Below are 23,974 nucleotides of genomic sequence, written 5' to 3'. Positions count from 1 at the left end.
TAATTATTCTATTTTTTTTAGTTGAGCTTCATTTTCGGTTTTTATTTTGATATTTTAGCCGTATGAATTATAATGATGTACTTGGGCTTGAGCACCTTAAAAATCACTTAAAAACCACTGTCGAAAATCAGCGTGTTGCTCATGCCCAACTATTTATTGGTGAGCATGGTTATGGTGTTTTGCCACTTGCTTTAGCATTTGCTGAGCATTTAGTGAGTTCATCAAGCGCAAAGACTTATACTTCTATTCTTGAACATCCCGATGTGCATTTTGTTTATCCTGTGAATGTTACAGAGAGTTCAAGTAAAAAACCCACAAGTCAAGAATTTCTTGAAGATTGGCGAAGTTTTATTAGAAAATCACCTTATCAAAATTTATTTGATTGGTATCAGCATATTGGTATTGAAAAAAAACAAGGCTTGATTAAAGTTACTCAAGCTCAAGAAATTTTAAAGACTTTAAGTTTGAAATCATTTTCAGGTGGTGTAAAAGTGATGATCATTTGGTGTGCAGATTTAATGAATCGTGAAACTTCAAACAAATTACTGAAGTTAATTGAAGAGCCACCAAAAGATACTTTTTTTATACTTACAACTTCAAACGCTGATCAAATTATTGATACGATTAAATCGCGTTGTCAATTGCTCAATTTTCCTCCACTAAGTGAATCTGTTATCGCTGATGCTCTGATTAGCCGTTCTATTGACTCTCAAATAGCTAAGTCTATTGCACATCAAGCTGATGGAGATTTTGTTAGAGCTTTACACCTTGCTTATCATAATGAAGACGAATTACAATTTGAAGATTGGTTTATATCTTGGGTTCGTTCTGCCTTTAGAGCTAAAGGAAATAAATCTGTTGTAGATGATTTAATTAATTGGTCTGAAGCGATTGCGAAAGAGAATAGAGAATTACAAAAGCGTTTTTTAGAGTATTGTTTACAATTTTTTAGACAAGCATTATTGAAGAATTATAATGCAAACGACTTAGTTTTTCTTCAGCCAAATGATAGAAAATTTAAGTTTGACGCCTTTTCTACGTTCATCACAGGTGCCAATATAAAACCTATTTTTGAAGCGATTTCTCAGGCTATTTATCATATTGAACGAAACGGCAATGCTAAGATGATTTTCACAGATTTATCGTTTCAACTTACTAGATTTTTACATAAAAAAAACTAGCCGAAGCTAGTTTTTAAATTATTTATTGAATCTTACTATTTTTCTTGAGCCAAGGAATCTTTTTTATTTAACTCTTTTAAAATTTCATCTGTTAAATCTAGACCTTTTTTTGCGTACATAATGTTAGCAGATTCATTAGAACCAAAAATGTAAGTATATCCATTTTCTTTACCATAATCAGCTACATAGTCTTTTACATCATCAATAATTGCATTAATCGCCTCATCGCTTTCTTTCCTAAGCATTTGGCTTTTTTGTTGCTGTTGTTGTTGTAGCTGTTGTTGTTTTTGCATCAAGCGGTTTTGCTCGCTTTCTCGCTTAGATTTTGACATTGATTCCATTTCAGATTGAAACTTTTGGACTTCTTGTTGAAATGCCATAGCAACTGAATCTAATTCTGAAGACAAAGCTTCATTTTTTACTTTAAACTCAGCTTCTGTTCTTTTCATTTTGCTGTAGTCCTGAATCAATTTTGAATTATTAACATAAGCTGTTTTATCTTGTTGACAAGACCATAATGTTGCAATTGTAAAAGCTGAAACAATAATTTTTTTCATGTGATAATTTTTGCCAAAGGTATTATAATTTCATTACTGTAAAAGTTATAAATATTTCCTATTAGTTAATTTATTTTAATAGTCTTTACTTATGTTTAATTGATTATATAATTTCATTCTAAGCCCCTTTTTAAATTTTCTTATAGATAAGTATACTAACCCAAAAAAAGTAATAAATAAGCGCTTATTTAAGCTTTTTAAACACAAATTGATTAGAAGAATAGTTTTTCGTAAACAATCCGCTTAGATTAGATATCAGCCCAACCATCAAACCCTTTAATCGACTTGATTTTTTATATGTTTCTGATATCATTGAAATATACAACGCGTCAAACCAAAGTGGTTTTCTTTTTATTAACTTAAACGAGTATGATTCTATTAAATTCCTTAGGCCATTTTTATTAAAATGCCAAATATGTCGAGGTACATCCCAAGCAGCCCAACATGTTTTGTAATATTTAGCATCAAAGGCATCATGATTTGGCACGGCAATAATTAAGATTCCGTCATAATTTAAATGATTATATAGCATTTTTAGTTTATCATCTATGTCTTCGATATGCTCTAAGACATGATAGAGGCAAATTACATCATACTTATGTTGATTTAGTGATTCGTTCACTAGTCTTACACCATTATCAATAGCGATTTTTCTAGCGTTTTCATTGGGCTCAAATCCATCAGCTTGATGACCATTATCTTTTAAATAGGAAACAAATTCACCAACACCACAGCCATAATCTAAGATCTTCAATGTTTTTTGACTTGTATATTGGTTTATGAGATTCAACTTTTTTTTAAACATTAAATGTTTTACACCTTGATAAATCTTTTCAGTAAGCGTTTTCTTCTGATTGTGATGAGATATATAATCATTAAAGTTGTAATATTTTTCTAGACTTTCAGGAATTTCAGAAAGTTTGTAAACACCTTTCTGAACTGTTTCAAGTTTAAATTTTTCTTTAGAATGTGCCCAATCAGTTATTTCCATTTTTTAATTGTTCCACGTGAAACATTATCGACCCATATGAACTAAAAGTACAGAAATATCACTAGGATTTACACCACTAACACGAGATGCTTGCGATATTGTCCTAGGTTTAATTTTGTTTAGCTTTTCTCTTGCCTCGAATGACATAGATTGTAAAACTGAATAGTCGAAGTCATACGGAATTTTTATATTCTCTAATCGATTTAATTTGTCAGCATTTTGTTTTTCTTTATCAATATAGCCTGAATACTTTACTTGTATTTCAACTTGTTCTAAAACACTTTTGCCAATATCATTTCCTTCAACATAGGTTTTAACTTTTTCAACTTGCAACATATCATCCATCGTGACATTAGGACGTGCAAAAATTTTGAACATTTTCCCCTGTTGTTTTATAGGCTTAGAGTTTTTTGATTCCAAAATAGGATTCATTTCCGTAGTGGTTACACTTTCGTTTTCGAAGAATTTTACAAATTTCTCAGACTTTTCTTTCTTTTCGAGCATTGCTTTGTAGCGTTCTTCCGATGCTAAGCCTAACTTAAATGCACGTTCAGTTAGTCTGAAGTCAGCATTATCTTGTCGGAGTAAAGTTCTGTATTCAGCTCTCGAAGTAAACATCCTATAAGGTTCTTCTGTTCCTTTTGTAATTAAATCATCTATTAAAACTCCAATGTAAGCCTCATTACGTTGTAAAATGAATTCTTCTTTTTCCTGAAGTTTCAGTGCAGCGTTTATTCCTGCCATAAGTCCTTGAGATGCTGCTTCTTCGTAGCCTGTTGTACCATTAATTTGTCCTGCAAAGTAGAGATTATCGACCAATTTAGTTTCTAGGGTATGCTTTAGTTGGGTTGGTGGAAAGTAATCGTACTCAATTGCATAACCTGGTCTAAAAAATTTCACTTTTTCGAATCCCTCAACTGATTTTAAGGCCTTAAATTGAACATCTTCAGGTAAAGATGTTGAAAAACCATTAATATAGTATTCAACTGTGTTCCAGCCTTCTGGTTCAACAAATATTTGGTGTCGATCTTTACTTGCAAATCGATGAATTTTATCCTCAATACTTGGGCAATACCTAGGTCCTGCACTTTCGATGGCACCATTAAACATTGGTGAGCGATCAAAACCTTCTCTTAACAAATCGTGTACTTCTGGCGAAGTGTACGTCATATGACAAGAACGTTGTTTTGTTAAAGGCTTTGTTTCGTTTGAATATGAAAATTTATCAGGTTTTTCATCGCCTGCTTGTTCAATCATTTTGCTGAAATCAAGCGAACGTCCATCAACTCTTGGCGGTGTACCTGTTTTCATTCGTCCAGCTTCGAAACCTAGATCAATCAAATCTTTTGTTATTCCAGTTGAAGCACGCTCACCTGCTCTTCCACCACCAAAATTTTTCTCACCAATATGAATTAAACCATTTAAGAAAGTACCATTAGTTAATACAACGGCTTTAGATTTTACTTCTAATCCAAGCGAGGTTTTTACTCCTGCAATTTTATCATTTTTGATTAACAACCCAGCAACCATTTCTTGATAAAAATCAAGATTTTTGGTTTGTTCTAACTTTAATCTCCAGTGCTCAGCAAATAACATCCTATCGCTTTGTACACGAGGACTCCACATCGCTGGCCCTTTTGATTTATTAAGCATTTTAAACTGAATAGCACTTGTGTCTGAAACAATACCACTATAACCGCCCATAGCATCAATTTCTCTTAAAATTTGACCCTTTGCAATTCCGCCCATAGCTGGATTGCATGACATTTGTGCAATGTTTTGTAAGTTCATGGTGATGAGTAATGTTTTGCAACCCATATTTGCAGCACTCGCTGCGGCCTCGCTCCCAGCGTGGCCACCACCCACCACGATTACGTCATATTCATGTTCAAACATAGAAATTAGTTTTGTTCCACGTGGAACATTTGTATTTTTTCATTTTCTTTTTCTCGCATTTTCAATTGCTCTTCTTCGGTCTTATCACCAAATCTCATGCAATGCAATACACCGTGAATAATAACTCGTTTCAACTCATTATCAAAACTAACTTTATAAGTTTTTGCGTTTTCTGCAACGCGTTCAGTACTGATATAAATTTCTGCTAAAATGTTTTTTCCAACACTTTGATCAAACGTGATTATGTCTGTGTAAGTATCATGATTTAAAAACTGTTGATTAATCTTAAGTAAATAATCGTCATTACAGAAGATGAACTGCAATTCTTCAAGGTTAAACTCTTCACTCACAACCACATTTTCAATCCACTGCATATATGCTTTTGGATTGTAGAGTTTAAAATCATTTTGAGATTCAAAATTAATCATTTGTTATTTTAAAGTATTGCTCAATAAGCAATTTAAATTTTGGTTGCAAAGGTAATTGTTGGCGATTTAATAATTCAGTTGAATTAAAATATTCTTTAGATTTTTCAATCCATTTTTGCTGATTGTTATTGAAGGTTTTTGTGTTAGTTTCAGCTTGTCGCTGCTGATCTTTCCCTTGCTTATTGGCAGCTTCTTCAAGTTTTAAAAGCTGGTGTTTCACCGATTCCATTTTCTGCAGAAGTTTATTTGTAAAGCCTTTCATAAGCAGTTCTTGTTCAAGCTCATTTAAACTTTTTTCAAGAGCCTTAGAATTAGCATTTAAACCTAATTCTTTAATACGGTCTTCAAGCTGTTGTCGTAATTTTTGTTGTTGTTTAAAAATTCGATAAATTTCATCAGCGCTTTCACCAGCATTAGGCTCATTATTGCTTTGTCCTTTTTCACTAGCATTGCTATTAGATTGACCTTTACCATTTTTTCCACCTTGATTATCTCCTCCAGAATTACCATTTTTACCTTTGTTTCCATTTTTATCTCCACCTTCATTGGCTTCTTGACCTTCTTCTCCATCAGATTTATTCCCTGGTTTTTGGCCTTTTTGTTGGCCTTTCTTCATGGCTTTTGAAAGTTCGTCATGAGATTTTATAATATCTGATAATTGTTGTCCTGATCCTTGGCCCTGGCCAGGTTTCGGCTTACCTCCTTGACCTTGACCAGATCCATTCATTTGCTGTTGCATTTGATCAAGCGATTGACTTAATAAGTTTGCTAATTGATTAGCATCTTTCATGATATATTGTTGGTAACTTATACCTCGACCTATTTTATTTTCTGATAGATTTTCTAAAGTTTTTATAGTATTAAATTTAATATCTTCAATAGCGTTATTGACTAAAGAAGTGATCATCATATTGCGTTTTGCTAATTCAAATAAGCTATCATCAACATGTTTAAAGTTTTCACGTAACTCGGCTTGACGTCTTAACTTTGAGGGAAATAATGGATTTTTATTAGTAAGTTTCGAGAAATCGTTCATCAATTTTTCTTGCTCTATAGAATATACAATAAGGTTATCTAAAATTTGCTTAAGCATTTCGGCGTCTTCTTGCTGTTGTTGCATACCACCTGCCATCATTTGCTGTTGCATTTTTTTAGATAATTGACGCATTTGTTTTGCTGCGTTTTGCTGTGCCTTTTGTGCTTTTTGTTTAGATTGCTGTTTATTACTGTTTTTTTCAGACTCAGATAGTTCTTCTTCAGCAGTTTTTTGATCTGACTTAATATTTTCTTCTAAAAACTTATCGCTGCCAATATCCATCGGCTTTTCTAAGTTTTCATTTTCTTCTTTTAGTTGCTTAATTTCATCCTGCAGTTGTTTAAACTCTTGACTAAGGTCTTTTTGTTTTTCTGATGAATTTTCTTTGCTCTTAGCTAAGTTTTCTTGTTTTTCAGCAAGAGATTTCAACTCGTCTGCCAATTGCTTCTGTTTTTCTTCTAAATAAAAATGTTTGGTTAATTCTAACAACTGTTCTAAGCTTTGTTCTTGCTTTTTCTGTTCTTTATCAAACTCCTCAAGCGCATTATCTAAGTTTTCTTGATCAATTTTTTCTTGAAGCTTTTTTAATTCATCTAATAATTTTTTGTTTTGGTCAATTTTTTCTTGATTTTGTTCTAAACGATTTTGAAGTTCTTTTTTATCTTGATTTTCACTGTCTAAATCTTCAAGTTGTTTTTCTAATTTTTTGGCATAAGACTTCATTAATACCATTTGCTGTTCTTGACGTTCAACAAAGCGTCTTAGTTTTTGCTTATCAGTATAATTTAGTTGCTGCTTTTCTTTGCTTATTTGTTTTAAATCTGACAGTTCTTTCTTGGCTGCTTTGTTTTTAGAAAGTGATTGATTTATCTGGTTTATAGCTTCTTGTTGTTGCTTAAGATTTTCTTTTTTTGCTTCAACTTGACTTGGTTTATTGAAATAAAAAACTTCAGACTGCGAACTTTTACGACCATTTACAGCATCATTATCATAAACTTTAAAGACATAGCGATAAGTATTGCCTGGTTTAAATTTTAATTCGGGATTAGGAACTGCGTAATTAAAGGTTGCAAATGAATTTTTTGCAATTGAAATAGGTTTTGTAAAACTTGAATCGGTTTTTGTATTTGTAATTTCAATTTCTGCTTTTGTTAAACCATAATCGTCACTAAGCTTTGCAAAAAAGTAGCGTTGTTTTTGATTGATGGTATCTTGCTTACTTTGAAGTTTAAGCTGTGGATACTCATCTTTAACCACTTTTATTTGATAGTTTAATGTTTCATAATTAGAAAACAAGGCATTCGAAATACTGATCTGATAATCAAGGTTTTGCCGTATTTTTTGTTGGTACTTAAATAGATTATTTTCAGCATTAAAAGCTATTGTTTTTGTATTACTTAATAAATTGACTTGAGTAGTATGAGCAGTAGAAATTTGCCAAAGAATTTCAGTACCTTCAGGGATTGTTGCGTTTCCAGTTCCATTTATATTTGAAGGCGGACGATTAATATAAGATGGAAACTTCAACTGCAAGGCTAAACCTTTCAATTCCGGGGTTTTTAATAATGAAATCTTGTAAGTTTTAGATTTTAGTCCATTGGCACTTAAAAAAAATTCGGTTGTTTTTGTCAGGTTTTGTAAATTAAAAATATGACTTCCATCAGCCAGTTGTTCTAAACTAAATTTTTCATCATTAAGATGAATGTTTATTTGTTCTGGTGCAATTTGGCCAGAGGTTTTAACCTTGATAGTGAAATCTCTTCCAGCAATAGCCGTTAAACTATCGTTCAAAACCTGAAATCGAAATGGTGCTGGTGGCTCAAATTCTTTTTCATAATTAGCCATTCGGAAATAAGAATCTGAAAAAAATTGACCTTGTCCTGAGACCCAAATCGCCACAATAATTAGCAGCGGAATTACAGCAAAACGTAAATATTTCAAATTATAACTGAAGTTAACAGCCATTTGAAAAGGAATAGACCTAATTTCTTTAGATTTTTGCTCGATACTAGCAATGATAAATTCGTTTGAAGCACCTTGTTCTTTTAATTGAAGAATATTTGTGAGTTTATCATTAACCTCTTTAAAGTGTTGACCTATTAAGTTTGAAGCGCTGTAAAAATCAATTCCTTTCGAAATTTTAGTCAGTTTTAAAATTGGCTTAATAACAAACAGGCTTAAAATAGCCAGCATTATAAAACAGCCAACTATGAGTAAAATTAAACGACCAGTCGGGTTTAGCCATAAAAAATATTCTACAGCCGCTATTAAAATACTTAGTGCTAAGATAGAGCCTAAGCTTATAATAGAACCTTTTAATAACTGGTTGTAATAGTATTTTTTAATAAACTGCGAAAGTTTATGTTCAATTTGTTGATAATGCTGCATTAGATAAATCTATAATTTGCTAAGGTATTAAAAATGCGAATGTTAATGATGAGGTTAATTGTGTTTTAACAAGCAAAACAGGTTTAAAAACATTAAACTCAACCACACATTAAAAACCTAATATCTAAACTTAATGCTTTGTACTGTTTTCTGTAAACCCTTAATTAATTTTATCTTTGTCAAAAAATAGAAAATATGTCTACAAGTGTTCGCGTAAGATTTGCTCCTAGTCCAACAGGACCATTACATATTGGTGGTTTAAGAACCGCACTTTATAACTACTTATTTGCAAAAAAAAATGACGGTAAATTTATTCTGCGTATTGAAGATACTGACCAAAATCGTTTTGTTGAAGGCGCTGAAAACTACATCATTGAAAGTTTAAATTGGGCTGGTATTCCTTATGATGAAGGTCCAGGAAAAGAAGGCAATTTTGGTCCTTACAAACAAAGTGAACGCAAAGATATTTATATAAAATACGTAAATCAACTCATTGAGCATGGCAAAGCTTACTATGCTTTTGATACACCAGAACAATTAAATCAACTTCGTCAACAAGCCGAAGCCAAAGGAGAAAAATTTGCTTACGGACCTCAAACACGTCAGTCGCTTAATAACTCTTTAAATTTATCTAAAACCGAATTAGATGAACGTTTGAAGCGAGGCGACGATTATGTAATTAGATTTAAAACATCAGTAAGTCGTCATTTACATTTAAAAGATGTAATTAGAGGTTTAATTGAAGTAGATTCGGCTGTGTTAGATGATAAAATATTGTTTAAAAGCGATGGTTTACCAACTTATCATTTAGCTAATATAGTTGATGATCACTTAATGCAAATAACACATGTTATTCGTGGAGAAGAATGGCTTCCATCGCTACCACTTCATGTTTCACTATATGAGGCTTTTGGTTGGGAACCACCAAAATTTGCGCACCTGCCACTAATTTTAAAACCCAACGGAAAAGGCAAATTAAGTAAACGCGATGGCGACAAGTTAGGCATTCCTGTTTTTCCATTAGAATGGAACGACCCAACATCAGGTGAAACTTCAAAAGGTTATCGCGAAGACGGCTATCTACCAGAAACCCTAGTAAACACACTAGTTTTATTAGGTTGGAATGATGGTACAGATAAAGAATTTTATAATTTAGATGAACTTATTGAAGCTTTTGATTTGACAAGAGTTCACAAAGGTGGTGCAAAATTCGATCCCGAAAAGTTAAAATGGTTTCAACAGCATTACTTAAAGCAAGCACCAATAAATACTCTAGTAAGCCAGTATAAATTAATTTTAAATCAAAAAGGGATTGATGTTGGCATTCCTTACATCGAACATGTTGTAGCCACTATTCGTGAACGAGCTACTTTTGTTAGTGATTTTTGGGAATTATCACACTTTTATTTTCAAGCACCAGAAACATACGACTCAAAAGCATCTAAAAAAGCTTGGAAATCTGGTACATCTGAACTAATGCGTCAATTGAATGATGATGTTATTTCAACTCAAAAACCATTTACAGAAGAAGGTTTAGAGCAAGCTGTAAAAAAATGGATTACCGATCATGAATTAGGTTTTGGGAAAGTAATGCAACCATTGCGCCTAGCATTAGTTGGTGCTATGCAAGGACCAAGTATTTTTAATATTGCTGCAGCAATTGGCCAATCAGAAACACTAAATCGTATAGAGGCTGCAATAAATAAGTTAGACAATAATTAATTTAGCTTATTAAATTTTAAAAGTGAATTCTTAAATAATTTGGCTTTTTTTTTCTGATTTATGGAAAAATAAACAAGTTTTAATTAGATTTGTTTAAAATTGTTAAATCATGAATGTCAGATTATTTGGAATTTTATTTTGTGCAATATTTTTAACAGCATGCTCTGGAACTACAGAAAAACAAATAGTTAAAACACCAATTTTAAAGCTTAAAGCCTCTGGCCCATTTTTTCAAGGCCCCAATACAGCAACTGCTCAGTGGTCGTTTGCGTTAGACGACTTATTTACCAACCAAGACGGTGACGAAATTACTATTGAAGATGCGCATATTTCAAATATAGAAATCATGCCAGTAAATGGTGAATCTTACCCTGAAATAGGTAAAGTGGTTATGGAAATGAAATCAAAAAACACTTCTATGAAACGTATTGGCTTACTAGATACAAACTTAGATACCACCAAAAAAAATAACTTAAGTGTTGCTGAGATCCAAGAAGATTTTGAAGAAGCTTTCGCTGATAACGAAATTATTTTTGTGGCTGATTTCGACATTCTTGATCAAGAATATTATGATGATATAAACTTCGAGTTACTACTTACCTTTCAAATTGAAACTTCTAAATAATTTAAACTTTAATATTTATATACCATGAAATCTACACTTTTCACTCTTGTCTTTTGTTTATTTTGTTACATTGGTTTCGCTCAAGATGCCGATGCTATTCTTGGTGTTTGGGAACCGAGTAACGGTAAAGTAAAAGTTAAAATAGATAAAATTGGCGACAAATACTATGGCAAAATAGTCTGGCTGAGAGAGCCAAAAGACCCAGAAACCGGAAAACCGAAAACAGATATTAACAATCCAGACGAAAGCATGCAAGATGTACCATTAAGAGGCTATCGAATGTTAAAAGACTTTGTTTATGTAGGAGATAATACCTGGGAAGAAGGAACCATTTACGATCCTCAAAATGGTAAAACTTATAGTTGCGTAATTACATTAAAAGACGAAAACGTCATGGATATTCGTGGATATGTTGGTGTTAAAACTTTTGGACGTACGGATACATGGAGAAGATTAGTTCTTAAAAAATAAGCGCATGAAACATGATCTTAGGTTTTCAGTTTTTACGTTACTACTTCTAGTTTGTAGTAACTTTGGGTTTTCACAAGTCGAAGGTGAAGAGGAAGAAGATTATAGCATTTACGATAGCTATGAGTTAGAAGATGATACACCTATTAAACGCTATGCTAAACCAACCATATTAGGCATGAGTCCACAAAAGTTTATTAGTGTTGGTTATGACATTCAAATGCCATATAAATATGAATTTTCTGATGTACGTTTTCCACAATCTAATCCTAATAGTGGTTATGATGTTGAAGAAGAAAACCCTAACATAAATGAAACAGGACGAGCAAAATTTACAGGCGGTTTAAGAATAAAAACCAATATTCCTATTATTTCTAAAAGTAGTTTTGTCTGGCAGTCAGGTATAAATTATATGGAAACAAGTTATGATATTTCAGAAAGTCTTAATTCGCCAACAAACCCTGTAATTTTACCAGATGGCACACAAGCCCGTACTTTAGGACGTATTTTAAACGAAGATGGCTTAAAGAATTTGAATTGGACTAACACATTCTTCTTTCCATTGAATGAAACTAATTTTCTCGTTTTTCAAGGTCAGATGGATTTAAGCGGCAACTACGATTTTGAAAACTTACAATCCTTAAGCACCATACGTTATAGTTTAGCTGCCGTTTATGGAAAACGTGTTAACGATTATTATCGTTGGGGTATTGGTGTAGCACGAACTTATCGTGTAGGAAACCTTAATTATGTACCGGTAATTATGTACGACTGGACTTCAGAAAATCGTAAATGGGGAACAGAAATTCTTTTCCCTGCGCGTGCTTATGTTCGCTATAACTTCAACCCTAATACAATTTTATTAACAGGTTTTGATTTAGAAGGTCAAAGCTACCGGATCGATGACTATTCTGTTGATGGAAATTCATATGAAATTAGACGCGGAGAGGTAAGACCTAAAATTGAATTACAAACCAAAATATCTGGTTTTATTTGGGCAAGTATACAAGCAGGCTATCGCTGGGATTGGTCTTACGATGCTGACCAACTTGATGGTAATGGTGACTTTTTTAGAGGTTTTTTTGGTGATCAACAGTTCGGAATGGTAAATAGCTTAGATAATCCCTTATTTTTTAATGTGAGCTTAAATTTTGTAAGTCCGTAATCATTTTAAAATTTAATAAAATATAATTTCTTACGTTAGATTTAGTTTTACTTGCTTTATTATTCAAGTTAAATACTATTTTTAATGCATCTTTAAATCAAAAATTAAATCTATGGACTTTTTAACAATTTTCATTATTGTACTTCTAGCCTTACTCTTATTGGTTAGTATTTTTACAGTAAAACAACAAACTGCTGCTATTGTAGAACGTTTTGGGCGCTTTAATAGCGTAAGAAACTCAGGTTTACAAATTAAAATTCCTGTTATTGATCGAATTGCTGGCCGAATTAACCTAAAAATTCAACAACTAGATGTCATTGTAGAAACTAAAACTAAAGATGATGTTTTTGTTCACTTAAAAGTATCTGTTCAATATCAAGTGATGCGTGCTAATGTTTACGATGCATTTTATAAACTTGAAAGTCCAGCTGCCCAAATAACATCTTATGTGTTTGATGTTGTTCGTGCCGAAGTTCCTAAAATGAAACTTGATAATGTTTTTGAGCGCAAAGATGATGTTGCTAACGCAGTTAAAGCAGAACTCAACGACGCCATGCTTGATTACGGTTACGATATTATTAAAACTTTAGTTACTGATATTGACCCTGATGAAAAAGTAAAAGAATCAATGAACCGTATTAATGCTTCTGAAAGGGAAAAGGTTGCAGCAGAATACGAAGCCGAAGCAGAGCGTATTAAAATTGTGGCTAAAGCACGTGCTGAGGCCGAAAGTAAGCGTCTACAAGGACAAGGTATTGCCGATCAACGAAGAGAAATTGCGCGAGGTTTAGAAGAAAGTGTAGATGTTTTAAATAATGTAGGCATCAACTCTCAAGAAGCTTCAGCATTAATTGTGGTTACTCAACATTACGATACACTTCAATCTATAGGCGAGAAAAATAATTCTAATTTAATTTTAATGCCAAATTCACCTGAAGCTGGTAGTGATATGCTTAATCAGATGATAACTTCTTTTAGAGCTTCTAGCCAAATTGGTGAGGAAATGAAACGTTATAATAAAGAACAGTTAAGCGAAGATAATTCTAACAATGATGAATAACTATAACTTAATCTTCTTTAGCAAATTTATGCCTATTTTCTTTAGAATATACTTTTGACCTAATTGACTAATTAATTCAGACATTAAATTACTGAAACTAAGGCTATCTTTGATAAATGTAATATCAATTTTAGCCTTTTGTTTATAAATATCAGCTTCTAAACGTTTGATGCGCAAATCTTTATCAAGTTCTTTAAAGGAATTATAAGTCTTCATAATTTATTCATTAGATGTTAAATCTTCTGCTTTAGCTTCAGAATCATTAATAACCTGGCTTAAAAAAGTGAGAACTTTACGTTCAATAAAAGGTTTGGCAAAAGCTAAACTTAAAAAGAAAAGTATAACATAAAAGCCACCCATTATTAAAAAACCATAAGCAACTTTACCTAAACTCTCTCCTATTAAAAATGATAAACCAATCGAAATAAATAAGAAGAGTAAAAGCCCTATACCACCTATGAGTAACAAATTTAAGGAAGCTACAAGGCTTTTACTTAGCTTTTTAAATGCGTCTAACTTGTAATACGCAATTAAGCTTTTAAGGTAATTTTGAGAATCTTCAGACAGATGCTCGACATGATCTTTAACTGCTTTCATTCTACTTATTTAGTAGCTGATTTCAACTCTTTTTGAAGCTTTTCATTTTTCTTTTTCAATTCATCCAACTCAGCCTGAAGTTTACTTAACATGTCATCAGCTTTTTGATTGGTAGAATTGAAGGTATGCTCTAAGCGCTTTTCAATATCATTTTTAGTTCTATTTGTAAAGTCGGCTAATTGATGAGAAATATCGTCATATTGACTTGAAAGACTATCTTTTAAGTCATTGGCGCCATCTTTTAAATCTTTGCGTGTTTCTTTTCCACTTTTCGGAGCATAAAGTAAACCTAATCCGGCACCAATAGTTGCTCCTGTTAATAATGCGATAATTGTATTTCCTGTGTTATTTGACATAATTTTGTATTTATTAAGGTTTACTCAAATATACCAAAAAGTCTTTTTTATCCTGTTAATATGGGGTTAAGACTTGTTTAAGAGTCTCACAAATCAAATTATTTTATCCTTCAGCAATAATGTTTATTAATTTAATATCCTGTTAAACCCAATCTTTCGGTTTGCTTAAAACCTCTAATAATTTTGCTTCTTCAGAGTGAGGTTCTGGTCTGTGGTTGTATTGCCATTGCACATGAGGTGGTAAACTCATTAAAATACTTTCTATACGGCCATTGGTTTTTAGTCCGAATAAAGTGCCTTTATCGTGAACTAAATTAAACTCAACATATCGCCCACGTCTTATTTCTTGCCATTCACGCTGCTTTGCATTGTAAGATATATCTTTTCGCTTATTAACAATCGGAATGTAAGCTTCAGTGAATGAATCTCCAACTTCAGTTACAAAGTTGAACCAATCTTTCATATCATGGGTTTCGTTTTTCTTTAAATAGTCAAAAAATAATCCGCCTATGCCTCTTGCTTCGTTTCGGTGACTATTCCAGAAATAATCATCACAGCGTTTTTTATATTGTTTATAGAAATTTTGGTCGTGATGATCGCAAGCTGCTTTACAAACTTTATGAAAATGTTGGGCATCTTCTTCAAATAAATAGTATGGTGTTAAATCTTGTCCACCACCAAACCATTGGTCAATAATTTCACCTGCCGAATTATACATTTCAAAATACCGCCAATTAGCATGTACAGTTGGTACCATAGGATTTTTAGGGTGAATAACAAGACTAAGTCCACAAGCAAAAAAATCACAATCTTTAACCCCAAAATACTTTTGCATAGAACTTGGTAAAGCACCATAAACGGCTGAAATGTTTACGCCACCTTTTTCAAAAACTGCTCCGTTTTCAATAACTCGTGTTCTGCCTCCACCACCTTCAGAACGTTCCCAAAGATCTTCTTTAAATTTTGCTTTGCCATCTACTTGCTCTAGAGCATTTGTGATATGGTCTTGTAACTTTTGGATATAGGCATAAAATTCATCTTTCATTGTTAAGTAGTTTTAACGGGTAAAATATGTTCTGTAATAGTTGCCTCAACTTGATCAATTAAAGTATCATAATTATCAAATTCAGCCAGGTCTAAAGTCTGGTGAACTTTAAATTTTAAGTTCAGGCCTACATTCATCGGGAACATGCCAAATTTTTGTAATTTCCATGAGTTATTTATACTCACAGAAACAATTTTAGCAGTAGGGCAATGTTCAAATAAAGTTTTTAGCCCATTTCTTGAAAAGGCTTTTGGCTTACCAGTTCTAGAGCGTGTTCCTTCAGGAAAAATAACGGCAGAACGATTAAATTGATTTAGATATTGACCAAATTTTGAAATTGCATTAAGCGCTTGATTTCTATCGTTTCGATCAATTAAAACTGAACCGCCATGTTTCAAATTATACGAAATACCTGGAATTCCTTTACCTAATTCTTTTTTTGAAATAAATTTAGGATGAAGCTGCCGAAGATGCCAAATTAAAGGTGGAATATCGAACATACTTTGATGATTAGCAATTATAATATGTGGCTGATTTCGTTTAAAGTTGAAGTTATTTTCAAAACTTACCCAATTACCAAGTAAATTGAGACATCTTAGTAGAAAGAAATTAAAGATATCAACACTTTTTTTGTGGGCTTGGTAACCGAAACCTTTAAAGCAAATTACTTGTACTACATGAAAAATAACTAAGCATAAGCCAAATGCTAAATAAAATGGAACCGATAAGATGCTAGCAATAACTTTTCGCATTGTGTAAAAAATACAAAAGCCGTTATTTTAACGGCTTTAGGTTAATTAAAAAACTTGTAATAAATTAACAATGCTCATCATAAGCACTTTTTAAGTTATCGGCTATCATTTCTGCAGGTCTGCCCTCGATATGATGACGCTCTAACATATGTACTAATTCACCATCTTTAAATAAAGCCATCGAAGGTGAACTTGGTGGAAACGGTACCATTTGAGCACGTGCTTCATCAGTTGCTTCTTTGTCAACACCTGCAAATACGGTTACCAAATGATCTGGTTTTTTTGAGTGACCTAAAGACTGCTTTGCGCCTGGACGGGCATTTGCTGCAGCACAACCACATACTGAATTAACAACAACTAATGTAGTTCCTGATTTTGCTAAAGCATTAGAGACATCAGATTTACTTTTTAATTCTTCAAAACCGATGCTAGTTAGCTCTTCCTGCATTGGCTTTACGAGTTCTTGTGGATACATATCTAGTAATTTTAAAGACTTAATATTAGGTTACAAATATAGAATTTTTCAAATTGGTCAACATGAGCATTAACTTAAATTAAAGGTTGTAAAATTTCTTTATAATGGTGTTATGGTTTTACATAAACTTTTCCGCCTTTCATCACGAAATTAACCTGTTCTAACAAAGAAATATTTTTTAGTGGATTTCCTGGAACAGCAATTATGTCTGCTTGTTTGCCTTCATTTAAGGAACCAAATTCATTATATACCTTTAGTAGTTTGGCAGCTATAATTGTAGCTGATTGTATAGCTTCTATAGCTGGCATTCCGGCTTCAACCATATAACCAAATTCTTTAGCATTATCGCCATGTTTAAAAACTCCAGCATCAGTTCCAAAGGCAATATTAACGCCATTTTTATAGGCTTTAGCAAAGGTGCCTTGAATTTGAGGTCCAACGGCTTTGGCCTTTGGTACAACGACTTCTGGGTAGTAATTTGGGATTTCAGCTAACTTAGCGACGCTTTTTCCGGCCGTTATAGTTGGGACAAGGTAAGCATCATGTTTTTTCATAAGTTGCATTGTTTCTTCACTCATGTAGGTACCATGTTCAATAGTTTTGATTCCTGCTTTAATCGCACGTTGCATACCATCATCACCATGAGCATGTGCAGCTGTTAAAAAACCGTAATCATTTGCTGTTTGAACTATGGCTTGAAGTTCATCATCAAAAAATTGTGGGTTTTGCCCGTTCTTAGCTAAGCTTAATACACCACCAGTAGCTGTGATTTTTATAACATCTACACCATTCTTATAACGCTGCCTTACAGCTTTTCTAGCATCTTCTGGGCTATTAATAACGCCTTGTTTTGGTCCTGGATTTCCCATAAGTTCTTTTCGATATCCATTTGTGGGATCGGCATGACCACCAGTTGTGGCAATTGATTTTCCGGCTGAATAGACGTGAGGACCAATTACGTAACCTTTGTTAATAGCATCTCTTAAGCTTGTATTAACGCCACTACCACCTAAGTCTCTTACTGATGTAAATCCGGCTTCTAAGGTAATTTTAGCATGTTTAACAGCCTTAAAAGCCACATCGGCATCATTTTCGGTAAAGCGTTTTATGTAGCCGTTTTTTGAAGTTTCGGTTTCTAAATGCACGTGCATATCAAACAAACCTGGCATTACAGTAGATGATTTTAAGTCGATGTAATTAGCCTTAGAAGGAATTTTAGTGTAGCCTTTTTTTATACTTTTTATTGTGGTTCCTTCAACTATTATGGTATGTTTTTTAAGTAATTTGCCTTTTTCAACATCAATAAAATGGCCTGCGTGAATATAGGTGGTTTGAGCGACTGTTGTCATACTTAATAGTAGAAAAATACAACATACTTTTAATAAAGATTTCATAGGTTTTCAATTTTCAATCTAATCAAATATAATGAAATATAGCTTTTAGAGATTGAAAATGCTATGTAACTAATTTTAAACTTAATCTTCACCAACTCGAATGTAGACGAGTTCAATTTTTTTAGAAGAAGCTTCTAATATTTTAATATGAAAATTATCAATGGTAATTTCACTCCCAATATCGGGAATTTCTTCAGCGTGATTAACGATTAAACCGCCTAGTGTTTCATAATTATCGCTTTCTGGTAGGTTGAGTTTGTAGCTTTCATTAAGATAGTCTACTTCGTGACGGGCAGAAAATTTGAAGTGGTGTTCTGATAGTTGCTCTTCTGTTAATTCGGCTGAGTCATGCTCATCTTCAATTTCTCCAAATAGCTCTTCTACAATATCTTCTGTGGTCATTATACCACTTGTACCGCCATATTCATCGACAACTACCGAAATGCTGGTACGCTTTTTAATCATTAAGTTTAAAACATCTTTTACAAGCATGGTTTCTGGCACAAAAACGACTTTACGCACTATTTCTCTTAAATGTTTTGGTTTTTTAAAGAGTTCAAATGAATGGATGTAGCCTAAGATGTCGTCATTATTAGCTTGGTAAACTAAAATTTTCGAAAGTCCAGTTTCTGTAAATTTTTGGCTTAATTCACCTTGTTGGACGTCAATATCTACAGAAACAATTTCATTTCTAGGAATCATGACTTCGCGAGCTTTTACATCTGAAAATTCAAGCGCGTTTTGAAAGAGTTGTATTTCAGAGTCAACTTCTTCTTGCTCGTCAATAGCTTCCATTTGTTCGTTAATGTAATTACCTAATTCTACTTTACTAAAGTTTAGTTGAACTTGATCTCCTTCAACTTTAAAAAATACTCTTAAAACTGAGTCTGATATCCAAATAATGAATATAGAAATAATATAAAAGATGCTGTAAAAAATAAATGCTGGTATGGCAAATATCTTTAACATGGTATTGGCGTAAACTTGAAAAAATACTTTGGGTAAAAATTCTGCTGTAAGTAAAATTACTAATGTTGAAATTAAAGTTTGTGAAAACAAACTTGCTTCGGTTAACAGGTATTCTAAAATTATATTATTGTAAGGCGCTAAACTTTGAAACCAATTGATTATTAAATCGCCCATAAAAATACCGTAAACAACTAGTGCGATATTGTTGCCGATAAGCATTGCAGCAATAAACTTTGAAGGTTTATCGGTAAGTATCTTTAAAACTTTGCTGGTTAAATTTTGTTGGTTTTTCTCGAGTTCTATATGAACTTTATTTGAGGATACAAAGGCTATTTCCATGCCTGAAAAAAAGGCTGAAAGCAATAGCGAAACTAAAATAACCAGAATGGTGACACTCATTTATTTGATTTATCTTCGTATTTTTTTCTGAATTTACGTTTGAAGAAATACATAAATACAGCTACTGCAGATAAAAATAGATATAAATAACTTTGTTGTTGGTTTTCAGACCAAGATTTTATGGCTTCATAAATAAAAAAAGCTGCAAAGGCAATGTAGGCGTATTCAAAATACTTAAAAAATTTCATAGTGTTTTTTATAATTCGTTTTCTTGGTCTATAATCTGTTTTCCTCTATTTGATCTTGAAATGAAAATAGTAAATTTTTGATTAGCATCAAAACCTTGTCCGTTATTTGTGGTGCCATTTGGCATGGTAATCGTGTAATTTTGATCTGTAAAAATCCAGCCTTTATTTTGGTCCCAATATAACTGTTTAGCTTGCAAAATTAAACCATCTGCTGTTGTTATTGAAACGCTATCTTGCATATCAACTAAACCTGTTTGCTCATAAATAATGGCATATTTGGCAAAAATGCTTGATTTGGAAGAATCGGCATCAAAAAAATCGACATCTACTGTATTGGGAAATTCGCGATAAGGAAATTCAAAATGGGTATAATCTAAAACTAAAGGGCTTCTTAAATTGACTTTTACTTTGCCGCTATCAGTATAAAATAGGTTAATGTCGTAAGCTTTTGCTTGTGGATCGTTAGAAATTTGATTGCGTTTATTGACCTCATCTAAGTTGCCTTTACAAGAAAAAAGTATTGTTGCCCATAGTAAAGCAACAATACTTTTTTTAATAATTATGAGGTTTCGAAACATGTTTAGTAACTCGGTACTTTAACAGATTCGCCTACCCAACAAGAAAACGTTACTGTTTTACCACTCATACCTTCTTGAAAAATATCAGTTTTTTGTGGCGCGCGTGCTCTGTAGCTTTCTGCGGCTGCTGCAGCATTAGATTTCAATGCAGGGTCTACACGTCCAGCACGGTTTGCATAATCAGCAGCTAACCAATAGATAGCTCTTTTCTCGAAACTTGTTTCACCACAATTGTTAGCACTTTTAGCATACATTTCGGCTATTTTTAAATAAGCAGCTCCAAGCGAAGGCTTCAGATCAAGCGCTTTTCTGAAGTAATTTCTTGCTGAAGAGTAACTTCCCATGTTTTTGTAAGTTTCTGCAATGCTGTAAAAAACACGTGCTTTATTAGATTTAGAATCTTCTAAATTTGCAGATTGTTTGTAGTAATCAAGTGCTTTGTTCATTTCACCATTTTCTTGCGCTAAACGGCCTAAATATAAAGCAGTTTTAGCTGAAGGTTCAAGTTGATTTTGAGCTTCTACTACTTTAAAGAAAATTGGGTCTGAAGTACATTCTTTAGCATAAAGACGACTTGCTGCATTTTTTAACCATTCGATATCGGCTTTTTTAGCCTCAAAATCTTTTTGGTACATAGGAATCAAGTTATCACAATCGGCTTTGCTTCCTAATAAGCCATTAACACTACCTTTAATTTTACTGTAATTTCTTAAATAAATTTCAGAATTTTTCAATATACGCTTTTCACGTTTTGTTAATTCTTCATTATTCTGTTCTTTAGTTATTAAAGGTTTTGCTTGAGTTGCTTTTTTGTTTTCTTGAGTTTCAAGTAGCCCAATAACTTCATCGTACTTATCAAATAAAAACTGGATGTCACGCTTGCCTTCATCATTAAGCGTGTTGGCTATTCTAAAGTAAGCATAAAGTGCTACAGGAGAATCAAAATTATCGGCGTCTTCCTTAACGATAGCTTCAAAAGCTTCTAATCTTTCCTCTAAAGTTCCGATTTTATTTTTATACTTAATAAGTGCTATGCTTTCGAGTACATCAGCATTATTAGTCTTTTCAGGAAAGTATTTTAAACGTAAGTTTTGGTTTTTGATATACTTTTCAACTAAGCTTAGTTTTTCTTCTTCGGTTTCTGCAGTTTCAATTAAATCCTCAAGCATTTTTTCGCCTCTTTGGTAAAGAAGAAGATTCGAGTCTGCACATTCAGCTATAAGTTGTTCATATTTAGGAAACGCGTCTTCATAATTTTTAACCTTAGCACTTTCATTAAATAGGCTAAGTGTAACCATGCAATCTTGAGCCATTGCAGCTACAGTAAAAAACACGCTTAATAATGTAAATAATAACTTGTTACGTTTCATAATAGCAATTTTAATTAAATTTTGATTTAATAAACCATTTGTCGTTAAAAGAGAAGCTTAAGAAAACACTTAAATAATTCTCTTGTATTAAATTATTGTTTTTTGTTCCGCGGGTAAAGTATTCAACACCAATATTTGCATTGGTAAAAACACGACCAGCAGGTATACCTATACCAAAAGTTATACCAAACTCATTAATATCTTCACCACGATAGTTTAAACCTGTTTCTTCAAACCGAATTCCAGCGCGATAAGTTAACCGGTTATAAAAACGAACAGGATCGTTATAACGCGGCGTAAAATAGCCACCTAATTTAAAAGTTTGTGATGAGTTGTAGGATACATCACTGTCGAAATTGAAGTCTAAGTTATTAAAGTTAGATGCTTCTTTTGCAACATAATCGGCACCAATGTACCATTTACGTGTTTCTCCTAAACCTAAGCCAAGCGATGTTTTTGAGGGAATGGTTAATGTTGAGGTTCTTTCAGGGAGGTTATTTTCATCAATAACCACCACGTTATTATCTGTAAATAATTGTACTGAAGCCAAACGCCTATTGATGGTGGCATCAAGTTCTGCTTCGGGTTGATAGCTTGCAGAAGCTCTTAAATAGGTGTTCTTAGAAATATTAAAATCTTTCATCACCCCTAAATCAAAGGTAAAGCCGCGTATTTCGTTTTTAATAATTTCACGTGTAGCGTATTGTACCTGTGATTGAGAGACGATGTTTTGATAATCTAAAGTTCCAAAATTATAATTAACCGAACCACCTATTTTAAAATTGTTAAATAGCTCAGTTCCAACACTAAAATATACTGAATTTAGACCTCCTTTACCTTCAAATTGGTTTGAGAATTCATTTTCAATAGTTTCAATGTTGTAACCTACAGAAGTCACAGGCTTTATACCTGCACCAACACCAAATCGATTAAAAGGAATACCAATAGCTAAATAATCGAAGGTTGTGTAAGTTTGACTTTCGCTCAGTGTGTTTGTTTCAGTTTTTAAACTATTTACAGTCATGCTAGCTGCTAAAGCTGTATAGCTTAAATCACCATATGCAGCTGGGTTTTGAAGATTAAGGTGAATGCTGTCTGCTGCAGAAGATAAGCCTCCCATTGCTCTATTTTCAGCAGTTCCCTTAAACGAATCATTACCAATTCCTAAAAAAGAATATGGCGAAAATGTGCCTTCTTGTGCGTAGATGCTGAAGCTAACAAGCAACAAAATAGCTGTGCTGAAGTATTTTATCATGTATTTTTATTGTATTCTAAAATGAAATTCAAACCTTTAACTAAAAAATTTGAAGTCGCAAATATGCTATTTTTTAAACGAGTTGACAAGATTTGATGGTCACCACCTGTTAAAATAACTGTTAAATCTTCATAATCAGATAGATAATCATTAATAAAGCCGTCAATCTCATTAACCAAACCAATTAAAGCACCAACTTGCATTGATGTTTCGGTTGTATTGCCAATCAAATTTTTATTTAATTCTTTTATAGTTAATAACGGTAATTTATCGGTAAACGTATGCATTGCTTTAAACCGCATGTGTAAACCTGGTGATATGGCGCCGCCGTGATAAACTTTTGTTCTATCTATAAAATCGTAGGTTACACAAGTTCCGGCATCAATTATTAAACTGTTTTTTTGAGGAAATTCATTTACAGCAGCAGTTACCAGAGCTAATCGGTCAAGGCCTAAAGTTGAGGGTGTTTTGTAGTTGTTTTTAAATGGGAATTGACTTTTATGTGATAACACATGTAGTTTTGATTTTTTTTCTAATAGTTGTAGTAATTGTGGCTGTTCCTGTTTAGTTGAAGCGATAATGCTATACTCAATAGGATAATCTTGCAATGTTTCTTTTATTTGATTTATTGCAATTTTGTAGTTTAAAGTTTGGCTTTTTATTATTTCGTTTTTATTAAAAACAGCGAGTTTAATAAAACTATTACCCGCATCGACGATTAGATTCATTATTATAATAGTTATGATACAATAATACGATTTAAAAAATTTAAAGCTTTTATTTTGGTAAAATGATAAATGCATTTATATTTGCAACCGCAAAACTACCGGTGCCTTAGCTCAGTTGGTAGAGCAAAGGACTGAAAATCCTTGTGTCCCTGGTTCGATTCCTGGAGGCACCACAGTTTTAAGAAGCCCCAATTTTGTTGGGGCTTTTGTTTTTTAATTATCGATGCACTTTCTATATATTATATATTCAAAATTTTTCAGTTAGATTTTATAGAATAAACACTTTAATCAAGTATGAGGTTCAACCTTATTTAATTGTATGAGCTTAAAAGAATTTATCAAAATTAGGTG

The 23,974-nt window shown here is 32.7% G+C and carries 24 protein-coding genes and 1 tRNA gene; 7 read left to right on the top strand and 18 right to left on the bottom strand.

The genetic code is table 11. The features are described 5' to 3' along the window. Nucleotides 1-62 precede the first annotated feature (62 nt). Nucleotides 63-1,181: an ATP-binding protein gene (locus IMZ30_RS05320; protein ID WP_207039513.1), complete on the top strand. Its 1,119-nt coding sequence runs from the start codon at nt 63-65 to the stop codon at nt 1,179-1,181. A gap of 35 nt (nt 1,182-1,216) precedes the next feature. Here the strand turns inward: IMZ30_RS05320 and IMZ30_RS05315 are convergent, their stop codons facing one another. From IMZ30_RS05315 to IMZ30_RS05295, 5 genes are all read right to left on the bottom strand, one after another. Continuing rightward, nucleotides 1,217-1,738, bottom strand: coding sequence for an OmpH family outer membrane protein (locus IMZ30_RS05315; protein WP_207039512.1), 522 nt, complete (start codon nt 1,736-1,738; stop codon nt 1,217-1,219). Between the two features lie 184 nt (nt 1,739-1,922). After that, nucleotides 1,923-2,729, bottom strand: coding sequence for a class I SAM-dependent methyltransferase (locus tag IMZ30_RS05310; protein ID WP_207039511.1), 807 nt, complete (start codon nt 2,727-2,729; stop codon nt 1,923-1,925). Nucleotides 2,730-2,753: 24 nt separating this feature from the next. Then, the gene (mnmG, locus tag IMZ30_RS05305) at nt 2,754-4,625 is read right to left on the bottom strand and encodes a tRNA uridine-5-carboxymethylaminomethyl(34) synthesis enzyme MnmG (protein WP_207039510.1); all 1,872 of its coding nucleotides are present in this window, start codon (nt 4,623-4,625) and stop codon (nt 2,754-2,756) included. A 5-nt stretch (nt 4,626-4,630) separates the two neighbouring features. Continuing rightward, nucleotides 4,631-5,053 (bottom strand): rRNA maturation RNase YbeY, encoded by a 423-nt coding sequence (gene ybeY / locus IMZ30_RS05300; protein WP_207039509.1) that lies wholly within the window; start codon nt 5,051-5,053, stop codon nt 4,631-4,633. After that, entirely contained in the window at nt 5,046-8,477 is a 3,432-nt protein-coding gene (locus tag IMZ30_RS05295) for a DUF4175 family protein (RefSeq protein WP_207039508.1), read from the bottom strand. The genes ybeY and IMZ30_RS05295 overlap by 8 nt, the downstream gene beginning before the upstream one ends. 195 nt (nt 8,478-8,672) lie before the next feature. On the opposite strand from IMZ30_RS05295, the gene gltX reads away from it, so the two are divergent. From gltX to IMZ30_RS05270, 5 genes are all read left to right on the top strand, one after another. Beyond that, on the top strand, nt 8,673-10,199 hold the full coding sequence (gltX, locus tag IMZ30_RS05290) for a glutamate--tRNA ligase (protein ID WP_207039507.1): 1,527 nt from the start codon (nt 8,673-8,675) through the stop codon (nt 10,197-10,199). A gap of 109 nt (nt 10,200-10,308) precedes the next feature. After that, a complete protein-coding gene (locus IMZ30_RS05285) occupies nt 10,309-10,824 on the top strand; it encodes a hypothetical protein (RefSeq protein WP_207039506.1) in 516 nt (171 codons plus the stop codon). Between the two features lie 24 nt (nt 10,825-10,848). Next, complete coding sequence (locus IMZ30_RS05280; protein ID WP_207039505.1) at nt 10,849-11,295, top strand: DUF2147 domain-containing protein; 447 nt, start codon at nt 10,849-10,851, stop codon at nt 11,293-11,295. A 4-nt stretch (nt 11,296-11,299) separates the two neighbouring features. Continuing rightward, nucleotides 11,300-12,457: a DUF6268 family outer membrane beta-barrel protein gene (locus tag IMZ30_RS05275; protein ID WP_207039504.1), complete on the top strand. Its 1,158-nt coding sequence runs from the start codon at nt 11,300-11,302 to the stop codon at nt 12,455-12,457. A 112-nt stretch (nt 12,458-12,569) separates the two neighbouring features. Further along, nucleotides 12,570-13,517 carry an SPFH domain-containing protein gene (locus IMZ30_RS05270; RefSeq protein ID WP_207039503.1) on the top strand — a complete coding sequence of 316 codons (948 nt, stop codon included), beginning with the start codon at nt 12,570-12,572 and terminating at the stop codon, nt 13,515-13,517. Here the strand turns inward: IMZ30_RS05270 and IMZ30_RS05265 are convergent, their stop codons facing one another. From IMZ30_RS05265 to IMZ30_RS05205, 13 genes are all read right to left on the bottom strand, one after another. Beyond that, complete coding sequence (locus IMZ30_RS05265) at nt 13,518-13,733, bottom strand: DUF6327 family protein (protein ID WP_207039502.1); 216 nt, start codon at nt 13,731-13,733, stop codon at nt 13,518-13,520. A gap of 3 nt (nt 13,734-13,736) precedes the next feature. Then, entirely contained in the window at nt 13,737-14,114 is a 378-nt protein-coding gene (locus IMZ30_RS05260) for a hypothetical protein (RefSeq protein WP_207039501.1), read from the bottom strand. 5 nt (nt 14,115-14,119) lie between these two features. After that, nucleotides 14,120-14,470 carry a YtxH domain-containing protein gene (locus IMZ30_RS05255; protein WP_207039500.1) on the bottom strand — a complete coding sequence of 117 codons (351 nt, stop codon included), beginning with the start codon at nt 14,468-14,470 and terminating at the stop codon, nt 14,120-14,122. 142 nt (nt 14,471-14,612) lie between these two features. Further along, nucleotides 14,613-15,515, bottom strand: a complete 903-nt coding sequence (hemF, locus tag IMZ30_RS05250) for an oxygen-dependent coproporphyrinogen oxidase (RefSeq protein ID WP_207039499.1) — start codon at nt 15,513-15,515, stop codon at nt 14,613-14,615. A gap of 2 nt (nt 15,516-15,517) precedes the next feature. Further along, entirely contained in the window at nt 15,518-16,267 is a 750-nt protein-coding gene (locus IMZ30_RS05245; RefSeq protein ID WP_207039497.1) for a lysophospholipid acyltransferase family protein, read from the bottom strand. A 64-nt stretch (nt 16,268-16,331) separates the two neighbouring features. After that, nucleotides 16,332-16,742: a BrxA/BrxB family bacilliredoxin gene (locus IMZ30_RS05240; RefSeq protein ID WP_207039495.1), complete on the bottom strand. Its 411-nt coding sequence runs from the start codon at nt 16,740-16,742 to the stop codon at nt 16,332-16,334. A 110-nt stretch (nt 16,743-16,852) separates the two neighbouring features. Continuing rightward, nucleotides 16,853-18,136, bottom strand: a complete 1,284-nt coding sequence (locus IMZ30_RS05235) for a metal-dependent hydrolase family protein (protein ID WP_207039493.1) — start codon at nt 18,134-18,136, stop codon at nt 16,853-16,855. Nucleotides 18,137-18,217: 81 nt separating this feature from the next. Further along, a complete protein-coding gene (locus tag IMZ30_RS05230) occupies nt 18,218-19,504 on the bottom strand; it encodes a hemolysin family protein (RefSeq protein WP_207039491.1) in 1,287 nt (428 codons plus the stop codon). After that, a complete protein-coding gene (locus IMZ30_RS05225; protein ID WP_207039489.1) occupies nt 19,501-19,692 on the bottom strand; it encodes a hypothetical protein in 192 nt (63 codons plus the stop codon). The genes IMZ30_RS05230 and IMZ30_RS05225 overlap by 4 nt, the downstream gene beginning before the upstream one ends. Nucleotides 19,693-19,700: 8 nt before the next feature. After that, entirely contained in the window at nt 19,701-20,270 is a 570-nt protein-coding gene (lptC, locus tag IMZ30_RS05220; RefSeq protein WP_207039487.1) for an LPS export ABC transporter periplasmic protein LptC, read from the bottom strand. A gap of 2 nt (nt 20,271-20,272) precedes the next feature. Continuing rightward, the gene (locus IMZ30_RS05215) at nt 20,273-21,640 is read right to left on the bottom strand and encodes a tetratricopeptide repeat protein (protein ID WP_207039485.1); all 1,368 of its coding nucleotides are present in this window, start codon (nt 21,638-21,640) and stop codon (nt 20,273-20,275) included. A gap of 10 nt (nt 21,641-21,650) precedes the next feature. Next, a complete protein-coding gene (locus tag IMZ30_RS05210; RefSeq protein ID WP_207039483.1) occupies nt 21,651-22,895 on the bottom strand; it encodes a lipid outer membrane transport protein FadL-like protein in 1,245 nt (414 codons plus the stop codon). Then, the gene (locus IMZ30_RS05205; protein WP_207039481.1) at nt 22,892-23,623 is read right to left on the bottom strand and encodes a type III pantothenate kinase; all 732 of its coding nucleotides are present in this window, start codon (nt 23,621-23,623) and stop codon (nt 22,892-22,894) included. The genes IMZ30_RS05210 and IMZ30_RS05205 overlap by 4 nt, the downstream gene beginning before the upstream one ends. Nucleotides 23,624-23,723: 100 nt before the next feature. Between IMZ30_RS05205 and IMZ30_RS05200 the strand changes: the two genes are divergently transcribed. Then, nucleotides 23,724-23,796 (top strand) — tRNA-Phe (locus tag IMZ30_RS05200). Nucleotides 23,797-23,974: the final 178 nt, after the last annotated feature.

The sequence above is a fragment of the Psychroflexus sp. ALD_RP9 genome (assembly GCF_017311165.1).
Classification (GTDB): Bacteria; Bacteroidota; Bacteroidia; order Flavobacteriales; family Flavobacteriaceae; genus Psychroflexus.
The sequence above is the reverse complement of the archived record's forward strand: the minus strand, read 5'-3'. Positions and strand labels throughout refer to the sequence as shown.

Coding starts and splice junctions, on each gene's coding strand:
- IMZ30_RS05230 (WP_207039491.1), bottom strand. CDS start 19,504: ATGAGTGTCACCATTCTGGTTATTTTAGTTTCGCTATTGCTTTCAGCC.
- IMZ30_RS05320 (WP_207039513.1), top strand. CDS start 63: ATGAATTATAATGATGTACTTGGGCTTGAGCACCTTAAAAATCACTTA.
- IMZ30_RS05285 (WP_207039506.1), top strand. CDS start 10,309: ATGAATGTCAGATTATTTGGAATTTTATTTTGTGCAATATTTTTAACA.
- IMZ30_RS05265 (WP_207039502.1), bottom strand. CDS start 13,733: ATGAAGACTTATAATTCCTTTAAAGAACTTGATAAAGATTTGCGCATC.
- IMZ30_RS05215 (WP_207039485.1), bottom strand. CDS start 21,640: ATGAAACGTAACAAGTTATTATTTACATTATTAAGCGTGTTTTTTACT.
- IMZ30_RS05270 (WP_207039503.1), top strand. CDS start 12,570: ATGGACTTTTTAACAATTTTCATTATTGTACTTCTAGCCTTACTCTTA.
- IMZ30_RS05315 (WP_207039512.1), bottom strand. CDS start 1,738: ATGAAAAAAATTATTGTTTCAGCTTTTACAATTGCAACATTATGGTCT.
- IMZ30_RS05280 (WP_207039505.1), top strand. CDS start 10,849: ATGAAATCTACACTTTTCACTCTTGTCTTTTGTTTATTTTGTTACATT.
- lptC (WP_207039487.1), bottom strand. CDS start 20,270: ATGTTTCGAAACCTCATAATTATTAAAAAAAGTATTGTTGCTTTACTA.
- IMZ30_RS05275 (WP_207039504.1), top strand. CDS start 11,300: ATGAAACATGATCTTAGGTTTTCAGTTTTTACGTTACTACTTCTAGTT.
- IMZ30_RS05205 (WP_207039481.1), bottom strand. CDS start 23,623: ATGAATCTAATCGTCGATGCGGGTAATAGTTTTATTAAACTCGCTGTT.
- IMZ30_RS05225 (WP_207039489.1), bottom strand. CDS start 19,692: ATGAAATTTTTTAAGTATTTTGAATACGCCTACATTGCCTTTGCAGCT.
- gltX (WP_207039507.1), top strand. CDS start 8,673: ATGTCTACAAGTGTTCGCGTAAGATTTGCTCCTAGTCCAACAGGACCA.
- IMZ30_RS05255 (WP_207039500.1), bottom strand. CDS start 14,470: ATGTCAAATAACACAGGAAATACAATTATCGCATTATTAACAGGAGCA.
- IMZ30_RS05235 (WP_207039493.1), bottom strand. CDS start 18,136: ATGAAATCTTTATTAAAAGTATGTTGTATTTTTCTACTATTAAGTATG.
- IMZ30_RS05295 (WP_207039508.1), bottom strand. CDS start 8,477: ATGCAGCATTATCAACAAATTGAACATAAACTTTCGCAGTTTATTAAA.
- IMZ30_RS05210 (WP_207039483.1), bottom strand. CDS start 22,895: ATGATAAAATACTTCAGCACAGCTATTTTGTTGCTTGTTAGCTTCAGC.
- IMZ30_RS05245 (WP_207039497.1), bottom strand. CDS start 16,267: ATGCGAAAAGTTATTGCTAGCATCTTATCGGTTCCATTTTATTTAGCA.
- IMZ30_RS05310 (WP_207039511.1), bottom strand. CDS start 2,729: ATGGAAATAACTGATTGGGCACATTCTAAAGAAAAATTTAAACTTGAA.
- mnmG (WP_207039510.1), bottom strand. CDS start 4,625: ATGTTTGAACATGAATATGACGTAATCGTGGTGGGTGGTGGCCACGCT.
- ybeY (WP_207039509.1), bottom strand. CDS start 5,053: ATGATTAATTTTGAATCTCAAAATGATTTTAAACTCTACAATCCAAAA.
- IMZ30_RS05260 (WP_207039501.1), bottom strand. CDS start 14,114: ATGAAAGCAGTTAAAGATCATGTCGAGCATCTGTCTGAAGATTCTCAA.
- hemF (WP_207039499.1), bottom strand. CDS start 15,515: ATGAAAGATGAATTTTATGCCTATATCCAAAAGTTACAAGACCATATC.
- IMZ30_RS05240 (WP_207039495.1), bottom strand. CDS start 16,742: ATGTATCCACAAGAACTCGTAAAGCCAATGCAGGAAGAGCTAACTAGC.